The organism is Ornithinimicrobium sp. (assembly GCF_035267225.1).
Taxonomy (GTDB): domain Bacteria; phylum Actinomycetota; class Actinomycetes; order Actinomycetales; family Dermatophilaceae; genus Ornithinicoccus.
Window position 1 is genome coordinate 1 of record NZ_DATFMA010000079.1, and the last position, 17,408, is coordinate 17,408.

Annotated in this window: 22 protein-coding genes and 1 pseudogene; 14 read left to right on the forward strand and 9 right to left on the reverse strand. The window is 69.2% G+C overall.

Going from position 1 to position 17,408, the window contains the following annotated elements:
- Together VJ976_RS07615 and VJ976_RS07620 are read left to right on the forward strand one after the other, a co-directional pair.
- Positions 1–380: pseudogene (locus VJ976_RS07615) on the forward strand (hypothetical protein); the annotation flags it as partial.
- 88 nt (positions 381–468) lie between these two features.
- Positions 469–1,146 carry a glycosyltransferase family 2 protein gene (locus VJ976_RS07620; protein WP_324099524.1) on the forward strand — a complete coding sequence of 226 codons (678 nt, stop codon included), beginning with the start codon at positions 469–471 and terminating at the stop codon, positions 1,144–1,146.
- On the opposite strand, the gene nagA is transcribed toward VJ976_RS07620, so the two are convergent.
- The gene (gene nagA / locus VJ976_RS07625) at positions 1,134–2,318 is read right to left on the reverse strand and encodes an N-acetylglucosamine-6-phosphate deacetylase (protein ID WP_324099525.1); all 1,185 of its coding nucleotides are present in this window, start codon (positions 2,316–2,318) and stop codon (positions 1,134–1,136) included. The genes VJ976_RS07620 and nagA overlap by 13 nt on opposite strands.
- 268 nt (positions 2,319–2,586) lie before the next feature.
- On the opposite strand from nagA, the gene VJ976_RS07630 reads away from it, so the two are divergent.
- On the forward strand, positions 2,587–2,889 hold the full coding sequence (locus VJ976_RS07630; protein ID WP_324099526.1) for a hypothetical protein: 303 nt from the start codon (positions 2,587–2,589) through the stop codon (positions 2,887–2,889).
- A 31-nt stretch (positions 2,890–2,920) separates the two neighbouring features.
- Here the strand turns inward: VJ976_RS07630 and VJ976_RS07635 are convergent, their stop codons facing one another.
- The 5 genes from VJ976_RS07635 to VJ976_RS07655 form a co-directional block, all read right to left on the reverse strand.
- Positions 2,921–3,691, reverse strand: coding sequence for a GAF and ANTAR domain-containing protein (locus VJ976_RS07635; RefSeq protein WP_324099527.1), 771 nt, complete (start codon positions 3,689–3,691; stop codon positions 2,921–2,923).
- The gene (locus tag VJ976_RS07640) at positions 3,688–4,308 is read right to left on the reverse strand and encodes an ANTAR domain-containing protein (RefSeq protein ID WP_324099528.1); all 621 of its coding nucleotides are present in this window, start codon (positions 4,306–4,308) and stop codon (positions 3,688–3,690) included. Before VJ976_RS07640 ends, VJ976_RS07635 begins: the two co-directional genes overlap by 4 nt.
- Positions 4,309–4,614: 306 nt before the next feature.
- Complete coding sequence (locus VJ976_RS07645; RefSeq protein ID WP_324099529.1) at positions 4,615–4,890, reverse strand: DUF4235 domain-containing protein; 276 nt, start codon at positions 4,888–4,890, stop codon at positions 4,615–4,617.
- A gap of 81 nt (positions 4,891–4,971) precedes the next feature.
- Positions 4,972–5,154: a hypothetical protein gene (locus tag VJ976_RS07650; RefSeq protein ID WP_324099530.1), complete on the reverse strand. Its 183-nt coding sequence runs from the start codon at positions 5,152–5,154 to the stop codon at positions 4,972–4,974.
- A gap of 128 nt (positions 5,155–5,282) precedes the next feature.
- A complete protein-coding gene (locus tag VJ976_RS07655) occupies positions 5,283–6,467 on the reverse strand; it encodes a zinc-dependent alcohol dehydrogenase (protein WP_324099531.1) in 1,185 nt (394 codons plus the stop codon).
- Positions 6,468–6,540: 73 nt separating this feature from the next.
- Here VJ976_RS07655 and VJ976_RS07660 point away from each other — a divergent pair, with 73 nt between their 5' ends.
- From VJ976_RS07660 to VJ976_RS07700, 9 genes are all read left to right on the forward strand, one after another.
- Positions 6,541–7,473 (forward strand): SDR family oxidoreductase, encoded by a 933-nt coding sequence (locus tag VJ976_RS07660; protein ID WP_324099532.1) that lies wholly within the window; start codon positions 6,541–6,543, stop codon positions 7,471–7,473.
- Positions 7,474–7,558: 85 nt separating this feature from the next.
- Positions 7,559–7,801 (forward strand): hypothetical protein, encoded by a 243-nt coding sequence (locus VJ976_RS07665; protein WP_324099533.1) that lies wholly within the window; start codon positions 7,559–7,561, stop codon positions 7,799–7,801.
- On the forward strand, positions 7,794–8,201 hold the full coding sequence (locus tag VJ976_RS07670; RefSeq protein ID WP_324099534.1) for a phage holin family protein: 408 nt from the start codon (positions 7,794–7,796) through the stop codon (positions 8,199–8,201). The genes VJ976_RS07665 and VJ976_RS07670 overlap by 8 nt, the downstream gene beginning before the upstream one ends.
- Positions 8,198–8,491 carry a DUF3618 domain-containing protein gene (locus VJ976_RS07675; RefSeq protein ID WP_324099535.1) on the forward strand — a complete coding sequence of 98 codons (294 nt, stop codon included), beginning with the start codon at positions 8,198–8,200 and terminating at the stop codon, positions 8,489–8,491. The genes VJ976_RS07670 and VJ976_RS07675 overlap by 4 nt, the downstream gene beginning before the upstream one ends.
- Positions 8,488–9,690, forward strand: a complete 1,203-nt coding sequence (locus VJ976_RS07680) for a YihY/virulence factor BrkB family protein (RefSeq protein WP_324099536.1) — start codon at positions 8,488–8,490, stop codon at positions 9,688–9,690. Before VJ976_RS07675 ends, VJ976_RS07680 begins: the two co-directional genes overlap by 4 nt.
- A 96-nt stretch (positions 9,691–9,786) precedes the next feature.
- Positions 9,787–10,749, forward strand: a complete 963-nt coding sequence (locus VJ976_RS07685) for a PRC and DUF2382 domain-containing protein (protein ID WP_324099537.1) — start codon at positions 9,787–9,789, stop codon at positions 10,747–10,749.
- A 49-nt stretch (positions 10,750–10,798) separates the two neighbouring features.
- Entirely contained in the window at positions 10,799–11,488 is a 690-nt protein-coding gene (locus VJ976_RS07690) for a TetR/AcrR family transcriptional regulator (RefSeq protein ID WP_324099538.1), read from the forward strand.
- Positions 11,485–12,198, forward strand: coding sequence for a TetR/AcrR family transcriptional regulator (locus VJ976_RS07695; RefSeq protein ID WP_324099539.1), 714 nt, complete (start codon positions 11,485–11,487; stop codon positions 12,196–12,198). The genes VJ976_RS07690 and VJ976_RS07695 overlap by 4 nt, the downstream gene beginning before the upstream one ends.
- 112 nt (positions 12,199–12,310) lie before the next feature.
- On the forward strand, positions 12,311–12,793 hold the full coding sequence (locus VJ976_RS07700; protein ID WP_324099540.1) for a hypothetical protein: 483 nt from the start codon (positions 12,311–12,313) through the stop codon (positions 12,791–12,793).
- 21 nt (positions 12,794–12,814) lie between these two features.
- Here the strand turns inward: VJ976_RS07700 and VJ976_RS07705 are convergent, their stop codons facing one another.
- The 3 genes from VJ976_RS07705 to VJ976_RS07715 all read right to left on the reverse strand — a co-directional run bounded on the left by VJ976_RS07705 (position 12,815) and on the right by VJ976_RS07715 (position 14,986).
- The gene (locus VJ976_RS07705; RefSeq protein ID WP_324099541.1) at positions 12,815–13,006 is read right to left on the reverse strand and encodes a hypothetical protein; all 192 of its coding nucleotides are present in this window, start codon (positions 13,004–13,006) and stop codon (positions 12,815–12,817) included.
- A 316-nt stretch (positions 13,007–13,322) separates the two neighbouring features.
- Entirely contained in the window at positions 13,323–14,768 is a 1,446-nt protein-coding gene (locus VJ976_RS07710; protein WP_324099542.1) for a glycosyltransferase family 2 protein, read from the reverse strand.
- Entirely contained in the window at positions 14,765–14,986 is a 222-nt protein-coding gene (locus tag VJ976_RS07715; RefSeq protein WP_324099543.1) for a hypothetical protein, read from the reverse strand. The genes VJ976_RS07710 and VJ976_RS07715 overlap by 4 nt, the downstream gene beginning before the upstream one ends.
- A gap of 125 nt (positions 14,987–15,111) precedes the next feature.
- Here VJ976_RS07715 and VJ976_RS07720 point away from each other — a divergent pair, with 125 nt between their 5' ends.
- Both VJ976_RS07720 and VJ976_RS07725 read left to right on the forward strand, forming a co-directional pair.
- A complete protein-coding gene (locus VJ976_RS07720) occupies positions 15,112–16,698 on the forward strand; it encodes a circularly permuted type 2 ATP-grasp protein (RefSeq protein WP_324099544.1) in 1,587 nt (528 codons plus the stop codon).
- The coding region (locus VJ976_RS07725; RefSeq protein ID WP_324099545.1) for an alpha-E domain-containing protein at positions 16,692–17,408 on the forward strand (717 nt) is incomplete at its 3' end. The genes VJ976_RS07720 and VJ976_RS07725, both read left to right, overlap by 7 nt.

Sequence of the window (17,408 nt, forward strand, 5' to 3'; positions counted from 1 at the left end):
CCCCGGGAGCTCACGTCACCGTCGGCGCCGCGCCCGCGGCGATCCCCGGTGGACCCTTCGACCTCGTCGTGCTCTCCGAGGTGGGGTACTTCCTCACCCCGACCGAGCTGCTGGTCACCCTGGCCAAGGCACGGTCGGCCCTGGCCGCCGACGGCGAGCTGGTGCTCTGCCACTGGCAGCACCCCACCATCGGCGTTCCCCTCGACGGCCCCCTCGTGCACGAGCAGGCCCAGGACTCCTGGGGCGGTCCGGCACAGGCGCACTACCGCGATCCGGACCTCTGCATCGACATCTGGACGGCGACTGCCTCGGTCGCCAGTCGTGAGGGTCGCGACACGGCGGCGTCCGAGGACGACCGGGCCGGCCGTCCTCATGGGTGAGGCCTCGGCGACGACGAGCAGGCGGGCACCGGGCGTGTGCCTCCCCCCTGGGGCACCGCCGTCGCCCAATCACCCCGTCTCACACGTCGTGGTGGCCATTCCGGCCAAGAACGAGTCTCTTCTGCTCGGCGCCTGCCTGCGCAGCGTGAACGAGACCGTCCGGTCGCTGCGCCTGGGCACCGGGGTCGGTTCTGTCTGCGTGATGGTCGCCCTCGACGGCTGCACCGACGGCACCGCGGCGGTGGCCGAGCGAGCTGGGGCCCAGACCGTCATGAGCGAGGCAGGCGGAGTCGGCGCGGCGCGCGACCAGGCAGTGAACAGGGGCCTCGCGCACCTCCACCTGCTCGCCGGGCCCCACGTCTGGGTTGCCTGCACCGACGCGGACTCACTGGTCCCCCCGAACTGGCTCACCGAACAGCTCCGCCATGCCGACGCTGGTGCGGACATGGTCGTCGGCACGGTGCAACCCGCCATGGAGGGTGGCGAGCGCCGCAGCGCGTGGGACCGCCGGCACCGCCTCGTCGAGGGCCACCCGCACGTGCACGGAGCCAACCTCGGGCTGCGGGCCAGCACCTGGGCCGCCGTGGGCGGCTTCGGTGTCGGCGCGGCTCACGAGGACGTTCGCCTGGTCGAGCGCGTTCGGCAGGCGCGCTTCGCGAGCGTGGCTACCGACACGACCCGGGTCACGACGTCGGCCCGACCGTGGGGCCGGGCCGAAGGCGGGTTCGCCGACTACCTGAGAGCCTTGGACGGTCAGGTCGGCTGAGGCGCACCGCTCGCTCCGGGCCGCTCGGCGCGGGGCAGCCAGACACCCCGGCTCATGACCGCCTGAGGGGTTGCGTCACCCAGCATCACCAGATCGGCCCGTCGACCTACTTCGATCAACCCGACGTCGTGCAGGCCCAACGCGCGAGCCGGGGTGGTGGCACACACCCGGCCGGCCAGAGCCAGCCCTGCGTCGGCATCGGTCGCCGTCTCACGCGCTGCGGCGAACCCGTGGGGCGTCGTGGCTGTGCTCCCGGCGATCGACCCGTCGGGCAGCCGAGCCACTCCCTGACGCACCTGCACCGGCAGGGTGCCCAGGGTGTAGGCCCCGTCCGGCATCCCCGCCGCCGCCATGGCGTCGGTCACGAACGCCACCCGTGCGGGCCCTGCCGTGCGCACGACCCACTCCACGATCGCCGGATGCAGGTGCAGGCCATCGGCGATGAGCTCCACGGTGACCCGGGGGTCACCCAGGAGCACCGGCACCGGCCCCGGGTCCCGGTGGTGCACCGCGGGCATCGCGTTGAACAGGTGGGTCGCCACCGTGGCTCCCGCCGCGACGGCCCGCCGCGTCTGCTCCTCGTCGGCCTCGGTGTGCCCGATCGCCACGACCACCCCGGCCTCGACCAGCTGCCGCACCGCGTCCTGGCCTCCCGGGCGCTCGGGGGCCAGCGTGACCATCCTGATCGTCCCGCGTCCGGCTCGCAGCAGCTCCTCGACCTCCTGGGGCCGCGGGTCGCGCAGGGCCTGAAGCCGGTGCGCTCCCCGCTTGCCCGGCGCCAGCCATGGACCCTCCAGGTGGATCCCGCTGAGCAGGCCTTCTTGCACCAGGTCGGCGAGCACGGCCACCCGACGACGGAGCTCGCCTCCAGGAGCGCTCACCAGGCTGGCGAGCATGCTGGTCGTCCCCTGCGCACGATGCCACTGGACGGCGCCACGAGCCTCGTCCTGCGAGCCGTGATCGAAGGAGAAGCCACCCCCGCCGTGGACGTGCATGTCGACGAAACCGGGGACCAGCGCACTATGCGGCCACGACACGTCGGGATCGGCCGGCGGTTCGCCGGCGCCCACGCCGCTAATGCGGTCGCCCGTCACCTGAACCCAGCCCGGGCGCAGGACCGACCCCGAGGCGACCACCGCCCCGGCCGCCACGATCGGGGCGGCCTCGGTCATCAGTGGCCCCGTCCCGTGCTCAACCACATCTCCTCATCCGCGGTGTACCAGGCGAGGCCCGACCAGGTCCCGCTGCCCACGAGGAAGTACACCATGGTGCTGTCTGCCTAGGGAGAGTCAGGAATACATCACGCACTGGCGACCTTTCGCTGATAACCGCTCCCCCTCACCCCCTGGGACACGGAGGAGCACAGGCGCTTACAATGTAAGCGCGGAGCGACCCCGCCCCCACCGGAGGTTGCCGCTCGTCAGAATCAGAGGTGTGCACATGGCCTTGGAGCCCTCCGCTGCGTGGCTTGCCGGCGCGATCACGGTGCTCGTCGGCGCCGTGCTCCTGATCGTGTGGAGTCGCTACCTCGGCGCCGGGACGTGGGAGCAGTCGATCAAGCGCCAGCATCGGTGGAGCGTCCACGGGCCGCTGGTGCTGTTGGCGCTCTTCGCCTACGTCACGACATCCAGTGTCGTCATCGCAGGCGCCGCCGCGGGGGTCGTGCAGTGGTGGCTGGTGAGCACGCGGCAGGTCTCCAGCGCCGCGCCGACGAGCATCCCGCGCCAGACTCCTGAGCGCTGACTCTCTCCCTTGCGACCTGTGGGCCTCTTCCTCACCGCTGCGTGATCTGGGGGTGTGACCGCGGCTCGCTGACGATCGCCCGTGCCACCCGGGTCAGCGAAAGACCGTTCTGACGGCAGTAGCCACGCAAGAGGGTGAAGGCATCCTCTACCCCTATCCCCCGCTGCTGCGCCAAGATGCCTTTGACCTGTTCGATGACGATCCTGGTGTTGAGGGCTCCCTGTAGCTGTTCGGTGAGCAGTTCGCTGCTGCGCACCGCACGCTCCTGCAGGAGCCCGATAGTCGCGACGTCCGCCAGCGCCTGGACCACCCGAACCGTCTCTGAGCCGAACGATGCCTTCTCGGTGTTGAAGAGGTTGAGCACGCCGATGGTGTGCCGGCTGTGTCGCATCGGTATCGCGCACACCGAGCGAAAGCCCGAGTCAAGGGCCCGTCGGGTGAAGGCTGGCCAGCGTCGCTCGGTGCGCTCCAGATCGTCGACCACGACAATCTCGCCGGTGGCGTGACACTCCCGGCAGGGTCCTTCGTCGTTCTGCAGTACGAAGAGCTCCAGCAGTCGGGCGGACTCTCGTGAGGCGGCCATCACTTCGAGTCGGCCGCTCTGATCGGCAAGCAGCAGACCGACGGCGGCAGTGTCGCTGACCTCACTCGCATGCGAGGTCAGCGTGTTCAAGAAGTCGATCAGGTCGAACTCGTCGACGAGAGTATCGGCGACTTCGACGAAGATCCCCGCCATCCGGCTTGGCGAAAACTGGCCGTTCATGTCGAAAGCGGCTCCTTCGACGGAGGGGTGAGTACTCATGATTCTTCTCGATTCAACGTCAAGTTACCGGAGATGATGGCCTCCGCCACCGCACCGATACGTTGGTCATACGCGTACGCGTGGGCACGTATACGGGCCAGCGCGTCCACCGGGTCAGCACCGAGCTGGACCATCACCATCCCCTGGGCCTGATACAGCTGCGGGGTGGGGAGCACCTCCGCCCAGGGGGGCAGCACCTCGCCCGCACCGTCCCGGTCGAGATCCTCCAGAATGAGGTCGCGGGCGATACCGGCCGCGTGCAGACAGTCCCGTAAGGGCGCTCGGCTCAGCCCACCAGGATCACTTCGGTAGACGGTCAAAGCTCCCAGATGGACAGCGCCGAGCTGGATGGGAAACCCGAACACGGCGGCAGCACCCAGCGCGCCGGCCGCAGGTGAGAACGCCGGCCACTCTTGCCCACCCGACCGAGCGAGCTCGGGCTCCAGCACCGGTCGACTCAGAAACTCGACATCGAGCGAGGGACCTTCACCGAGCACGAGCTGCATCTCATCCAACTCGTCCGCCAGGTCCCCCGAAGAGGTCAAGGTCATGGACAGGCCTCGACCGACACTGATGGTCAAACCCACCCCCAAGGCAGGGACCAGGGTGGTGAGCACCCTGCAGAGGCGAGTCAACTGACCTGTGCGATGGTCGGTCCGACCAGCGAGCGGTTCCGCCTGGATCAGCGCTTGCATCTCAGCGATGCGGGTGACGTCGCTAGGCACCTCTGCCACCCCGGGCCGGCGGTGGAGGACAGCCTGGCGTGCGTATCACGGTGACCCTCTCGACCGGTGGTAACCATCAGGCTGATCACCGGGTCTGGGGCAATCGCGTTCAGGTTACAGGAGCCTGACAGAGCGGGGAAGCCCAGACCACGGCCTCGCAGAGGCAGCGTGGCCGCCGTGGTCTGGACCCCGCGGCCCCTACGAACGGACCGATTTCGGCAGCTCGCCTTTGGCCTTGGTAAAGGCCTTGGTCGACTCCCGGTTCACCACCGCCCGCACGATCTGCACGATGGCGCCGGAGACGACGGCGAAGGCCAGCGCCTCCCCCCAGTTGACGTTCGGGTCAGCCGGGTTGGACGGCGAGTCGTCGCCGTCCTTGGCCTTGGTCCAGACGCCTTCGATGACCTTCTTCGCCATCGTGCCGCCCATGATGGCCGCCACCGTGGTGGCCACACTCCACATCTTCTCGCCCATGCCGCTCTCCTTGCTCCGTTGGGTGCATTGACCATGGTCGGGCCGCCGACACCTGGGCGTCGGCGGTCCGGCCCGGCGTGATCAGAGGAAGGACCCGCCGAACTTCGAGATCAGCTCCTGGGGGTCCAAGCCCAGCTTCTCCAACTTGCCCTGGTGCTTCTCGGTGTCGACCTTGTCCGGGAGCTCGGAGTCGGCCTGCGAGGCCTTGTCGTTCTCGCCGCGGTCCTTCAGCATTCCGACGATCTTCTGCTTGTCGATCTCCATGTGGGCCTCCTGTATCTCGGGTGGGTGTGCTCTGCACGCGGAAGTTTACAACGTAAACTGGCGTGCGCACGCGCAGAAGGTGGGCCATGGGTCCACGAGTGCCGCGCCAAGGCGCCGGGCGGGCTGCGCTAGGGCTGCAGAACCACCTTGATGCAGCCGTCATCCTTGGCCTGGAACATCGCGTAGGCGTCCGCTGCCTCCGACAGCGGGACCCGGTGGGTGGCCAGGGACTCCACCCCGAGCACATCCGTCGACTGTCGCAGCACCTCGTGCAGCTCGGGCGTCCACTGCTTGACGTGGCACTGCCCCATCCGCAGCTGCAGCCCCTTGTCGAAGAGCTGCATCATCGGCATGGGGTCGGCCATGCCCCCGTAGACCCCGGAGATGGAGACCGTGCCCCCGCGACGCACGGCGCTGATGGCCGTATGCAGGGCGGCGAGACGGTCGATGCCTGCATGCTCGACCGCGCTGCGAGCAATCGGACCCGGCAGGCGGCTGGCCGCCGTGATGGCCACCTCGGCCAGGGGGTTGCCGTGCGCCTCCATGCCGACCGCATCCAGCACCCCGTCCGGCCCGCGTCCGTCGGTCATGTCGCCGAGCTCGCCGGCCACGTCGTCGACCTCCCGCAGGTCGACGACCTCGGCCCCATAGCCGGCGGCAGCCTCCAGGCGCTCGGAGACCAGGTCGACGCCGATCACCCGCTCGATACCCCGGTAGCGAGCCGAGGCGACGGCCAACAGCCCGACCGGCCCGAGACCGATCACGGCCAGGGTGTCACCCGCCTGCACCTCGGCGTAGGAGACCCCCTGCCACGCGGTCGGCAGGATGTCGGACAGGTAGAGGTACCGCTCGTCGCTGTGCTCCTCACCGACCACCACCGGCCCGAAGTCGGCATGCGGCACCCGCACGTACTCCGCCTGCCCTCCCGGCACCGCCCCGTACAGCGAGGTGTAGCCGAACAGACGCGCTCCCGAGCCCTGCTCGGTGACCTGCGTGGTCTCGCACTGGGCGAACAGACCGCGCTCGCACATCCAGCACCGCCCGCAGCTGATGTTGAAGGGCACGACCACCCGGTCGCCGACCTTGAGGTCACCGGCCTCGGAGCCGACCTCCTCCACGATCCCCATGAACTCGTGGCCCAGCACGTCACCCTTGCTCAGGAACGGCGTCAGCACCGAGTACAGGTGAAGGTCCGAGCCGCAGATCGCCGTGGAGGTCACCCGCACGACGGCATCCGTGGGCTCTTGGATGCGAGGGTCCGGCACCTCGGTCACCTGCACGTCTTCGCTGCCCTGCCACGTCAGTGCTTTCATCCCTCGACGCTACGGGGCCCGCGAGGTCGGCGCATGTCGGGCGAGCCGGCACGACTCGCCGTAGGTTGGCCGGATGGATGCACCTGTAGCCCTGGTCGCGGGCGGCTCGCGCGGCCTCGGGCTGCTCGTGGCTCGGGAGCTGCTGCAGCGCGGGCACGCGGTGGCGATCTGCGCCCGCACGTCCGCGGACGTAGGGCAGGCAGTACAGCTCCTGCAGGAGCACGGGACGGTCCGGGGATACACCTGCGACGTCGCCGAGCGAGACCAGGTCGAGTGCATGCTCGCCAGCGTCGTCTCCGACCTCGGCGAGATCGAGGTCCTGGTCACCGTGGCCGGCATCATCCAGGTGGGGCCGGCGAACGCGATGACCCTCGAGCATTTCGACCAGGCGCTCGGCACGATGCTGCACGGCCCGGTGCAGCTGACGTGGCTGGTGCTGCCGAGCATGCGGGCCCGAGGTCATGGCCGGATCGGCACCGTGACCTCTATCGGCGGCGTCGTGGCTCCCCCGCATCTGTTGCCGTACGCGACCGCGAAGTTCGGCGCGGTCGGCTTCTCCGAGGGGCTCGCGGCGGAGCTGGCCGGCACCGGAGTCACCTCGACCACGATCGTGCCCGGACTGATTCGCACCGGCTCGCACGAGCGGGCCCTGTTCACCGGCGACGCCGGCGCCGAGTACGCCTGGTTCGCTCCGGGAGCCTCCCTGCCGCTGCTGTCGATGCGCGCGGAACGGGTGGCCGGGAAGCTCGTGGACGGCGTCCTGGCCGGCAAGCCGCGCGTCTCGCTGCACCCGATGACCCACGTGGGTACGCGGGTCCACGGTGTCGCGCCCGCGACCACGGTGCGCCTGCTGGGCTTGATGAACCGGGCCCTGCCCCGAAGTCAGGTGGGGACCCTCGCGCCGACGGTCCAGGGGCGCCAAGCAGCTCGTGACCTCGGCTCGCGGGTCGTCTCTGGACTCACCACGCTCGGCAGCCGCGCCGCTGCGCGCCTGAACCAGCGCTGAGGCTACTGGCAGACACCTACGATCTGCCTTACACTGTAAACACCCAACGGCTTACGCCGTAAGCATCGACCACCAGGAGCACTCTATGTCAAAGATCACCATGGCCGCCGCAGCCGCCGCCGGATACGTGCTGGGCGCCCGCGCCGGGCGCGAGCGGTACGACGAGATCGTGCAGAAGGCCGAGAAGGCCTGGAGCAACCCCAAGGTGCAGAAGGGCAAACGCCGGGCCCAGGAGAAGGCCGAGGAGAAGACCGGCAAGACGAGCTCGGACGACACCTCTTCCGTGCAGGACCTCGACTCCCCCCAGGACAACCAGTTCAATGTCTGAGCGCATGACGTCCTCGGCGCAGGACGCCTCGACCGGAGAGCTCATGGCGCGCCTGTCCGAGCAGACCTCGACGCTGATCCGCGACGAGATGAGGCTCGCCCAAGCCGAGATGTCCGCCAAGGCCAAGAAGGCCGGTATGGGGCTGGGCATGTTCGGCGCGGGCGGCCTGTTCGCGCTGCTCGGCTCGGGCGCCGCGGTCGCGACGATCATCCTGGCCCTGGCGCTGGTGCTGCCGCCCTGGGCGGCCGCACTCATCGTCACCGTGGTGCTGTTCATCATCGCGGGGATCGTCGCCCTGCTGGGCAAGAAACAGGTCGAGCAGGCCAAGCCCAGTCCGGAGCGCACGATGGCCAACGTCAAGCAGGACGTCCAGACCGTCAAGGAGAACGCGAAGTCATGAGCACGGACACCAGCGCGAACGAGGACGCACAGTCCAAGGACCCCGAGCAGATCGAAGCGGAAATCCAGGCCACGCGTGACGAGCTCAGCGAGACGGTCGATGCCCTGAGCCGGAAGCTCGACGTGAAGTCTCAGTCCCAGGAGAGGGTCGCAGAGCTCAAGCAGCGAGCCCAGGACACCTGGCAGGACCCCCAGGCCCGCAGCGAGGCCTTGAAGGCCGCTGCCCCGGCCTTGGGAGTGCTCAGTGTGCTTGCGCTGATCGCGGGCGTCGCACGGCGGGCACGCTCATGATCTTCGGTCGGTCGAAGGACGAGGACAGCACGAAGCAGGACACCGAGAACCGCGACGCCGAGCACCAGGACGGTGGTTCGGCGTCCACGGCCACCGCGGAGAAGGAGCGCGAGAACGAGTCCCAGCACGACACCTCCGTGGATGACTCCGAGGTCGAGCGCAACGCCACCAACCAGGACACCCCGCACCCGGAGTCCGAGGACAAGCCGGACACACCGGGGGAGGTGAAGGGGCAGGGTTGGGCCTACACGGCTCGCAAGACGCTGCGCGAGTTCACCGACGACCAGTGCACCGACATCGCCGCCGCCCTGACCTACTTCGCCGTCCTGGCGCTGTTCCCTGCCCTGATCGCCGTCCTGTCCTTGCTGAGCCTGGTCGGCCAGGCACAGAAGACCGTCACCACCGTCATGGACATCCTCACCCAGCTCGGCGGTCAGTCGGTCGCCAGCACCCTGGAGCCCACGGTCCAGTCCCTGGCCACCGCTCCGGGAGGGCTGCTGGCGCTCATCATCGGTCTGGCGACCGCACTGTGGTCCGCCTCGGGCTACGTGATGGCGTTCAGCCGGGGGATGAACCGCGTGTACGACATCGAGGAGGGCCGTCCGGTGTGGAAGCTCCGGCCGGCCATGCTCCTGCTCACCGCCGTCATGGTCGTGATGGTCGTGGTGATCGCCCTGCTGCTGGTGGTGTCCGGACCGGCGGCGAGCACGATCGGCTCGACCATCGGGCTGAGCTCGACCGTGGTCACGGTCTTCCAGATCGCGAAGTGGCCGGTGATCCTCATCCTCGCTGCGCTGACCATCGCGCTGCTCTACTACGCCACTCCGAACGTCAAGCAGCCCAAGTTCAAGTGGATGAGCGTCGGCGCCGCGTTCGCGATCCTGGTGTGGATCGTGGCCTCGGCTCTCTTCGGCTTCTACGTGGCGAACTTCTCGAGCTACTCCGCGACCTACGGCTCTCTGGCCGGCGTGATCATCTTCCTGTTGTGGCTGTGGATCACCAACATCGCGTTGCTGTTCGGCGCGGAGCTGGATGCCGAGCTGGAGCGCTCCCGGCAGCTCCAGGCCGGCCTGAAGGCCGAGAAGGAGATCCAGCTCCCGGCGCGGGACACCTCCAAGATCGAGAAGCAGGAGGAGAAGGAGGCCAAGGACATCGAGAAGGGTCGCGCGCTGCGCAAGGACGCCGAGAGCTCACGCTGAACGTCAGCGTGCCGCCCTGCCCCGAGTTCCGGTTGCGGGTGCTGAGTAACACTGTAAGTTTACGGTGTAAGCAGAGCGACGGACAAAGGAGTTCCCGTGTTCACCACCGAGCAGATGCAGCACCTCATCGACGATGGCGGCGTCGTGGTCGACCGCGAGGGCGACAAGGTCGGCAAGATCAGCGAGGTCTACCTCGACGACGATTCGGGCCGCCCGGAGTGGGTCACCGCCAAGACGGGCCTCTTCGGCGGCGCCGACACCTTCGTGCCACTGGCCGGCGCGGAGGAAGGCGACAACGAGGTGAGAGCGGCCCACGACAAGGCCACGATCAAGGACGCTCCCCGCACGGAGGCCGCCGACGGTCACCTCTCGCCAGAGCAGGAGCAGGAGCTCTACCGGCACTACGGGCTCGAGCGCCGCGGGAGCGACGACGACGTCAGCTCACGGCGCGACGGCCAGGACCAGGACCAGGACCAGGACCAGGTTCGCACGCAGGACGGCGGCGACCAGGACCGCGACGCTGACGAGCGCCGACGCCGGAACACCCGAGACCACGGCGACCGGGTGGTCGCCGACCGCGACGCCACGGACCGGGACGGCCACGACGACCAGGACGGCCGCGACGTCGAGGACGGCCACGGCCGCGACAGCCGCGACGACGACGCGGAAGAGCACGGAAGCATGGTGCGCTCCGAGGAACGTCTCGACGTCGACAAAAAGCGGGTCCAGACGGGCAAGGCGCGGCTGCGGAAGTACGTCGTCACGGAGAACGTGACCACCACGGTGCCGGTGGAGCGCGAAGAGGTCCGGGTCGAGCGCGAGTCCATCGACCCGGACGACGCCGACAACTCGACCCGCCCGGATGGCGAGCTCGGTGAGGACCAGCAGGACGTGGTGCTGAGCGAGGAGCAGGTCACGGTCAACAAGGAGACCGTGCCGGTCGAGAAGGTGCGCGTCGGCACCGACACGGTCACCGAGGACCGACAGGTCACCGAAGAGGTCCGTCAGGAGCAGGTCGACAGCGATGTCGACACCGGCGACGCCGGCCGAGACCGCTAGGCCCTCCGCCGCCGGTGACGCGGCGGCCTCGGCCACCGCTCGACCGCCCATGAGTAGCGAAGCACTCGTCGTGGCCAGCCTGGACTACATCGACACCTACGGGGTGGACCAGCTGACCATGCGTCGGCTGGGAGCAGCCCTCGGAGTCGAGGCCATGTCCATCTACCGCTACACCCCCGGGCGCGAGCAGCTGGTCGAGGCCGTCGTGGCCTACGTCCTGCGCGAGGTCGCCATCGAGATGACAGGACGACACTGGCCGACCTGGCAGCACTACGTCCGCCACCTCGCGCACGCCGTCAGGCGCACCGCTATGCAGCACCCCGCACTGTTCCGCCACATGGCGAGCGCGCACCGGCAGTCGGCGTGGCTGCGCTCCCCCCTGTGCGACCTCGGTCTCGTGGAGGGTTTGCTGTCGACTCTTCACCGGGCGGGACTCAGCGACGTCGAGTCGGTGAAGGTCTACCGCGCCCTGACGGCGTTCCTGCTGGGCCACCTCCTCCTCGAGACCGCCGAGCGTGCACCCGGCAGCGCCCAGACCGGCCTGGCCGGCGTGCAGGCCCCTACGCTCTCCCCGGTCATCCAGCGACTGCGGGAGGATGTGGTCGATCGGGAAGACCAGATACAGTTTGACCGCGAGCTCGGCGCGCTCATGCAACGCCTCGACGACGTCTCGGCCCCTGCGTACAGCAGCGGGAGGCATGGCACCGCGCCGCCGACGACCTGGGAAGGGCAGGCATGACCACCGACGCACCGGCTAGCGACACCGCTGAACGCAGACGGCTGGACCGACAGCAGATCGTCAACGCCGCCATCGACTACATGGACACGCATGGGGTGCAGGCGCTGACGATGCGCAAGCTCGGGGCCGAGCTCGGGGTCGAGGCCATGTCGATCTACCGCTATGTTCCCGGACGAGAGGCTCTGCTCGAGGCCGTGGTCAGCCATCTGCTCGAAGGACTGCCCCAGCGTCTCGACCGCGACCTGACCCAGACGTGGCAGGGCTATATCCAGGCCTACTCGCACGAGGTGCGCAAGATCGCCGTGGAGCACCCGTCGGTGTTTCCGCTCATCGCCACCAAACACCCGGCGGCGCCGTGGCTGCGGCCCCCGCTGCGCAGCGTCGAGCTGGTGGAGGACCTGATCATGACCCTGTCCCAGCACGACTTCACCGACGAACAGGTCGTGGACACCTACCGGGCCTTCACGAGCTTCCTCCTCGGGAACCTGCTGCTGCACTGCGCCGCCCACGGCGTCCACACCGGCCCGATGGAGGAGCCGCTGGACGAAGGCGAGGCCGACAAGGATGGGGGCGACGCACAGCGGAGCCTGCGCGACGCACCGACCGTGAGACGGCTCAAGCCGTTGCTCGCGGAAGATCGCAGCGAGGAGGAGTTCGAGAAGGCCCTCGAGTCCTTGCTCGACCGGATCGAGATGACACTGTCGCACTGATCCGGCCGGCTCACCCTCACGGATGTGCCGCTGCCTGCTCACGGCTGCCAGCCTGACGGCCACGCGTGCAATCCTGGGTGCTCGCGCACCATGGCAGCAGAAGGGAGCGTCCGTGTCGCAACCCGCTGACAGCCACGCAGGTGTCCGTTCGCGCTTCCACGTCGATGACGCAGCGCTGACGGCCACCTGGCAGGGATACCTCTGGGCCTTGGCTGACGAGCTCCGCCGTCAGGCGGACGCCGACTCGTCCTTACTCAACACATTGCTGGCGCCCTCGGCCGAAGCGCGCTGGCTGAGCCCTCCGCTGAACGACCTGGCTTTGGTGGAGGAGTTCCTCAGCACGCTGCGCTACCACCGTTTCACCGACGAGCAGGCAGCCGCGGCCTACCCCACCTTCTTCTGGTGCGTCCTCGGCCTTCTGCGGGTGAGCACGGTGAGCACACCTGCCGTCTCCGGGCCGACCACGTATGAGCTCGTCGCCGCGCCGACCGTCCAGCGGTTGAGGGCCGAGCTGAGCCAGGAGCACAGCCGGAGCGAGTACGAGGATGCCGTCGAGGCCCTGCTGGAGCGGATGCAGATCTCGCTCGTGCAGTAGCCGCTGTGGTTGGGTCCCGGCTTACTGCCGCGAAGGACCCGCAGCACCAAAGCGCAGGAGGAGGTCCTCCTCGTAGAGGCCCAACCCGAGCAGCGGCTCGCGATGCACCTCGGTGTCGACCGTGGCGGGCAGGGAGTACTCGACCTGTGCGGCGCGGGCATGCTGCCCTCGGTTGCGCAGCATGCTCACGATCCGCTCTCGAACGATCTGCACCGTGCCCCTCACCGGCTCGAACTGGGTTGCGAAGAAGAGTAGAGATCCGGCCTCGAGGGCGCCCCACCCGGACGGGTGAACCGGCGCGCCGGCTCCCTGCTCGCTTCAGCGTCGGCCTTCGCCGCGAGCCGCGCTCAGACAACCGGAGATCGTGCTGCTGCGCGCACGGCGGCGGCGTGCGGCTGCGGCGTGGCCTTCGCCCAGACAGGGGAAGGCGAAGGCCACGCACGGGGTCGTACCGACGGCTGGCGCAAGAACCTCTGCCGCGGGGGACCAGCACAGCTCGTTCCTACTTGAAACTTTAACAAATCGTAACCTATGGCGTCTCACCTGTCACCGAAGGCAACGGAGGCGGTGCGGACTGCACCGAGGAGCCGGCCACGGTGAAGACCATCCAGGCCGCCACACCGACCAGGCAGACCGGCGCCACCAGCCACCCCCACGCACCACGCCGGCTCTTGCGGTGCCGGGCCGCGTAGCCGGCCCGCACCGACCGTCCTCGTCCTTCTCTGCCCGTGACCAGCATGACCAGCGCCCACCACGCGGCGAGCGACCAGCCCACCACGACCGCGGGGTAGAGGTGCAGCAGCAGGACCGTCCGCCATCGTGGCCAGACGCCCACCGGTTCACCCGAGGACTCCTGGTAGACCCCGGCGAGGAGGAACGCTGGCACCACAGCGCCCGCGTAGGCCGCCGCCCACCACCACGACAGAGCCATCGTCCCTCGCGCCAGCCCGATCGCCAGCGCCCCGGACCAGAGCACCATCCCCGCGGCCAGGAGCGAGGCGGCAAGAAGCAGGACGGGTGTGCTCAGGCCCACGAGCAGCTGGGCACGGGTGACGCCGCTCAGGTTCTCCAGGAGACGAGGGACCTGCGGCCAGCACTGCATCCGGCGTTGCAGCCGTCGGCCTCGGTGGCTGAGCCAGCCACCGAGGCCGGAGGGCGACGGGCCGTGCAGCACGCCGGAGGCCGCGAACTCGCTGCGCCATCCGGCGACCAGCAACCGGAGGCCCAGGTCGAGCTCCGGCGTCCGCCCCTCCCGCCACGGTGAGGAGGTGCCGAGGCTGACCAGCGCGGAAAGACGGACGAACCGACCGGCAGATCCCAGGCTGTCGCCGCCGAAGTGCTGGCGGCCCCGCTGGAAGACCTCGGTGTAGAGCACCTCCTCGACGTCCTGCACTCGTGCCAGCAGACCTTGCCGTCGGTCCTGGACCCGCATCCCGACCTGCACCAAGCCGACGTGTGGGTCGTCGAAGGCCGCCAGCACCGCATCGACGGTGTCCGCATCACACCGCTCGCCCGGGCGCAGCACACCCAGGACCACGTCTTCCGGGTCCGACGGGAGCCCTGCTGCGGTCCCGCTGCGCAGGTGGGCAAGCGCGGCGTTGAGCGCGGCGCCCGTGTCCGCCGCCGCATCGGGGCGGCGGACACGTCGCACCCGCGGGTCGGTCACGGCGCCGAGGACGTCTGCGACGGGCCCACTCGTGCGGTCGTCGACCACGAGGACGCTCATCCGCGGCTGGTCGAGGGAAAGCAGCCGACCCAGAGTCTCACCGACCTCGTCCTCGCGGGTGCGGCACTCCAGCACGACGACGAGGGTCTTGGGCCGCGCCCGGATCGGAGGCAGGGCGCCGCGGGAAGCGACCCCTGGCTCGTAGCGAGACAGCGCCAGCAGCAGCAGGATGTAGCCGAACGCCGCCGCCGCGAGAGCCAGTGCGGTGAGCACCACCATCTCGACCGCGGCTGGGTCGACGGTGTTCATGCCTCGCGCTCCCCGAACCATCGCTCGTCGCTCAGCTCCCGGCCGAACGCGTGCCCCGAAGCGACCCTCCTGGCCCCGGCCAACAGCAGGCTCGTTCCCACGAAGAGGACATAGCAGAGCAGCACGACAACCGCGCCACCCATCAGCATCCAGCCACCGTTCAGCAGGTCGACCTGGACCGTGGTCCACGACCCACCGGTCGACGCGTCCTGACCCATGGCTTGCTCAACCCCGCTCTGCCACAATCGATTCACCGCTTCCCGGTGTCTCAGGGACAACTTACGCGGCGCGGGGCCTGCGGTCACGCCCGGCCAGGCGGGCCAGAGCGCTAGGCTCGGGCGCTATGGCGGACATGTTCGATGGGTACCCCCTGGCCGAGCACATGCACGACGAGATGTTCGCTCTGGCCCGGGAGGGAGCCGACGCCTCCATCCGCACCGCCTACCGCAACCTGTCCACCGCGTTCGGCGACGTCAGCCTGGACGACCTTCGCTCGCGCTCGGACTACCTCTCCAGCCATTACAGCGACCAGGGGGTCACCTTCGACATCGGCGGCGAGGAGCGGCCCTTCCCGCTCGACATCGTGCCGCGCATCATCGACGCCCACGCCTGGTCCCACGTCGAGGCCGGGGTCGCGCAGCGCGTCACCGCTCTGGAGCGCCTGCTGGACGATGTCTACGGCGCGGGTGAGATCTTCGCCGACGGCATCGTGCCCCGGCACGTCGTCACCTCCTCCAGCCACTTCCACCGCGCCGCCGCGGGGATCACCCCGCTGAACGGGGTGCGCATCCACGTCTCCGGGATCGACCTCATCCGTGACGGCAAGGGCGACTTCCGGGTGCTCGAGGACAACGTGCGGATCCCCTCCGGCGTCTCGTACGTGCTGACCAACCGACGCGCCATGACCCAGACCCTGCCCGAGGTGGTCTCGACCCATCGGCTTCGTCCGGTTGCGGCCTACCCGCAGAAGCTGCTGTCGGCACTCAAGGCCGCCGGGCCCAGCGGCGTCGCCGACCCCACCGTGGTGGTCCTGACTCCCGGGCCGTACAACTCGGCCTACTTCGAGCACTCCCTCCTCGCGAGACTGATGGGCTGCCGTCTGGTCGAGGGACGCGACCTGGTCGCTCAGGCCGGGCGGGTGATGATCCGCACCACCCACGGCCTGCATCCGGTGCACGTCATCTACCGCCGGGTGGACGACGACTTCCTCGACCCGGTGCACTTCCGCTCCGACTCGGCGCTGGGCTGCCCCGGCCTGCTGAACGCCGCGCGCGCGGGCAACGTCACCATCGCCAACGCCGTCGGCAACGGCGTCGTGGACGACAAGCTCATCTACACCTACATGCCGGACATCATCCGGTACTACGTCGGCGAGGACCCGATCCTGCCCAACGTGGACACCTGGCGCCTGGAGGACGCGACCCACCGCGAGGAGGTCATGGACCGGCTGCACGAGCTCGTGGTCAAGCCCGTGGACGGCGCCGGCGGCAAGGGCATCGTCATCGGGCCCCAGGCCACTGCGGCCGAGCTGGACCAGCTGCGCTCGACCGTCCTGGAATCGCCGCGCGGCTGGATCGCCCAGCCTGTGGTGCAGCTGTCCACCGTGCCCACCATGGTGGGAGACACGATGCGACCGCGGCACGTGGACCTGCGGCCCTTCGCCATCAACGACGGCAACAAGGTGTGGGTGCTACCCGGTGGCCTGACCAGGGTCGCGCTGGGGGAAGGCGAGCTCATCGTGAACTCGAGCCGGGGTGGAGGCTCCAAGGACACGTGGGTGCTGGCCGGGGACGGACAGCGCCAGCGGCTGGCCCCCCGGTCGCGCTCGGTCGACCATCCCTCGGAGCCGCAGGTCAGACTGCAGGAGTCGGCCGCCACCAAGACCCAGGAGGAACAGCAGCAGCAGAGCCGGGAGGCAGGGCCATGCTGAGCCGCATCGCCGAGTCGCTGTTCTGGATCGGGCGCTACCTGGAGCGCGCCGAGGACACGTCGCGGTTGTTGGACGTGCACGTCCAGCTGTTGCTCGAGGATCCCGTGGTCGACGAGGAGCTCGCCTCTCAGGCCCTGCTCGCCGTCATGGGCGTCGACGCGACCGAGCAGGCCGACCAAGCCTCCGTCATGCGGCTGCTCGGATGGGACCCGCAGTCGCCCGCCTCGATGGTCTCTGCCTTCTGGGGTGCTCGTGAGAGTGCGCGGCGCTCCCGCGAGGTCGTCTCCACCGAGGTGTGGGAGGCCATCAACACGACCTGGAACATCCTGCAGCGCGGCCACATCCAACGGGCTCGACCTGCCCAGGCGTGTCAGACCGTCCGCGAACGCTGCGCGGTGATCTCCGGGACCGCCGACTCCACGATGAGCCACGACCAAGGCTGGCAGTTCCTGGTGCTGGGGCGCAGCCTCGAGCGCATCGACATGACGGCACGCATGATCGAGGCTGCCGCCTACAACGCGGACTCACCGCAGGCGTGGCTGACCACCTTGCGGGCGTGTGGCGCCCACCATGCGTTCGTACGCACCTACCGCGGTGCCGACTCCGACCGCGAGGCCGCCGAGTTCCTGCTGCTGGACAGGCTGTTCCCTCGCTCTCTGCTGTTCTCGTTGAACCGAGCCGAGTCAGCCCTGGTCAATCTGGACGTCGGC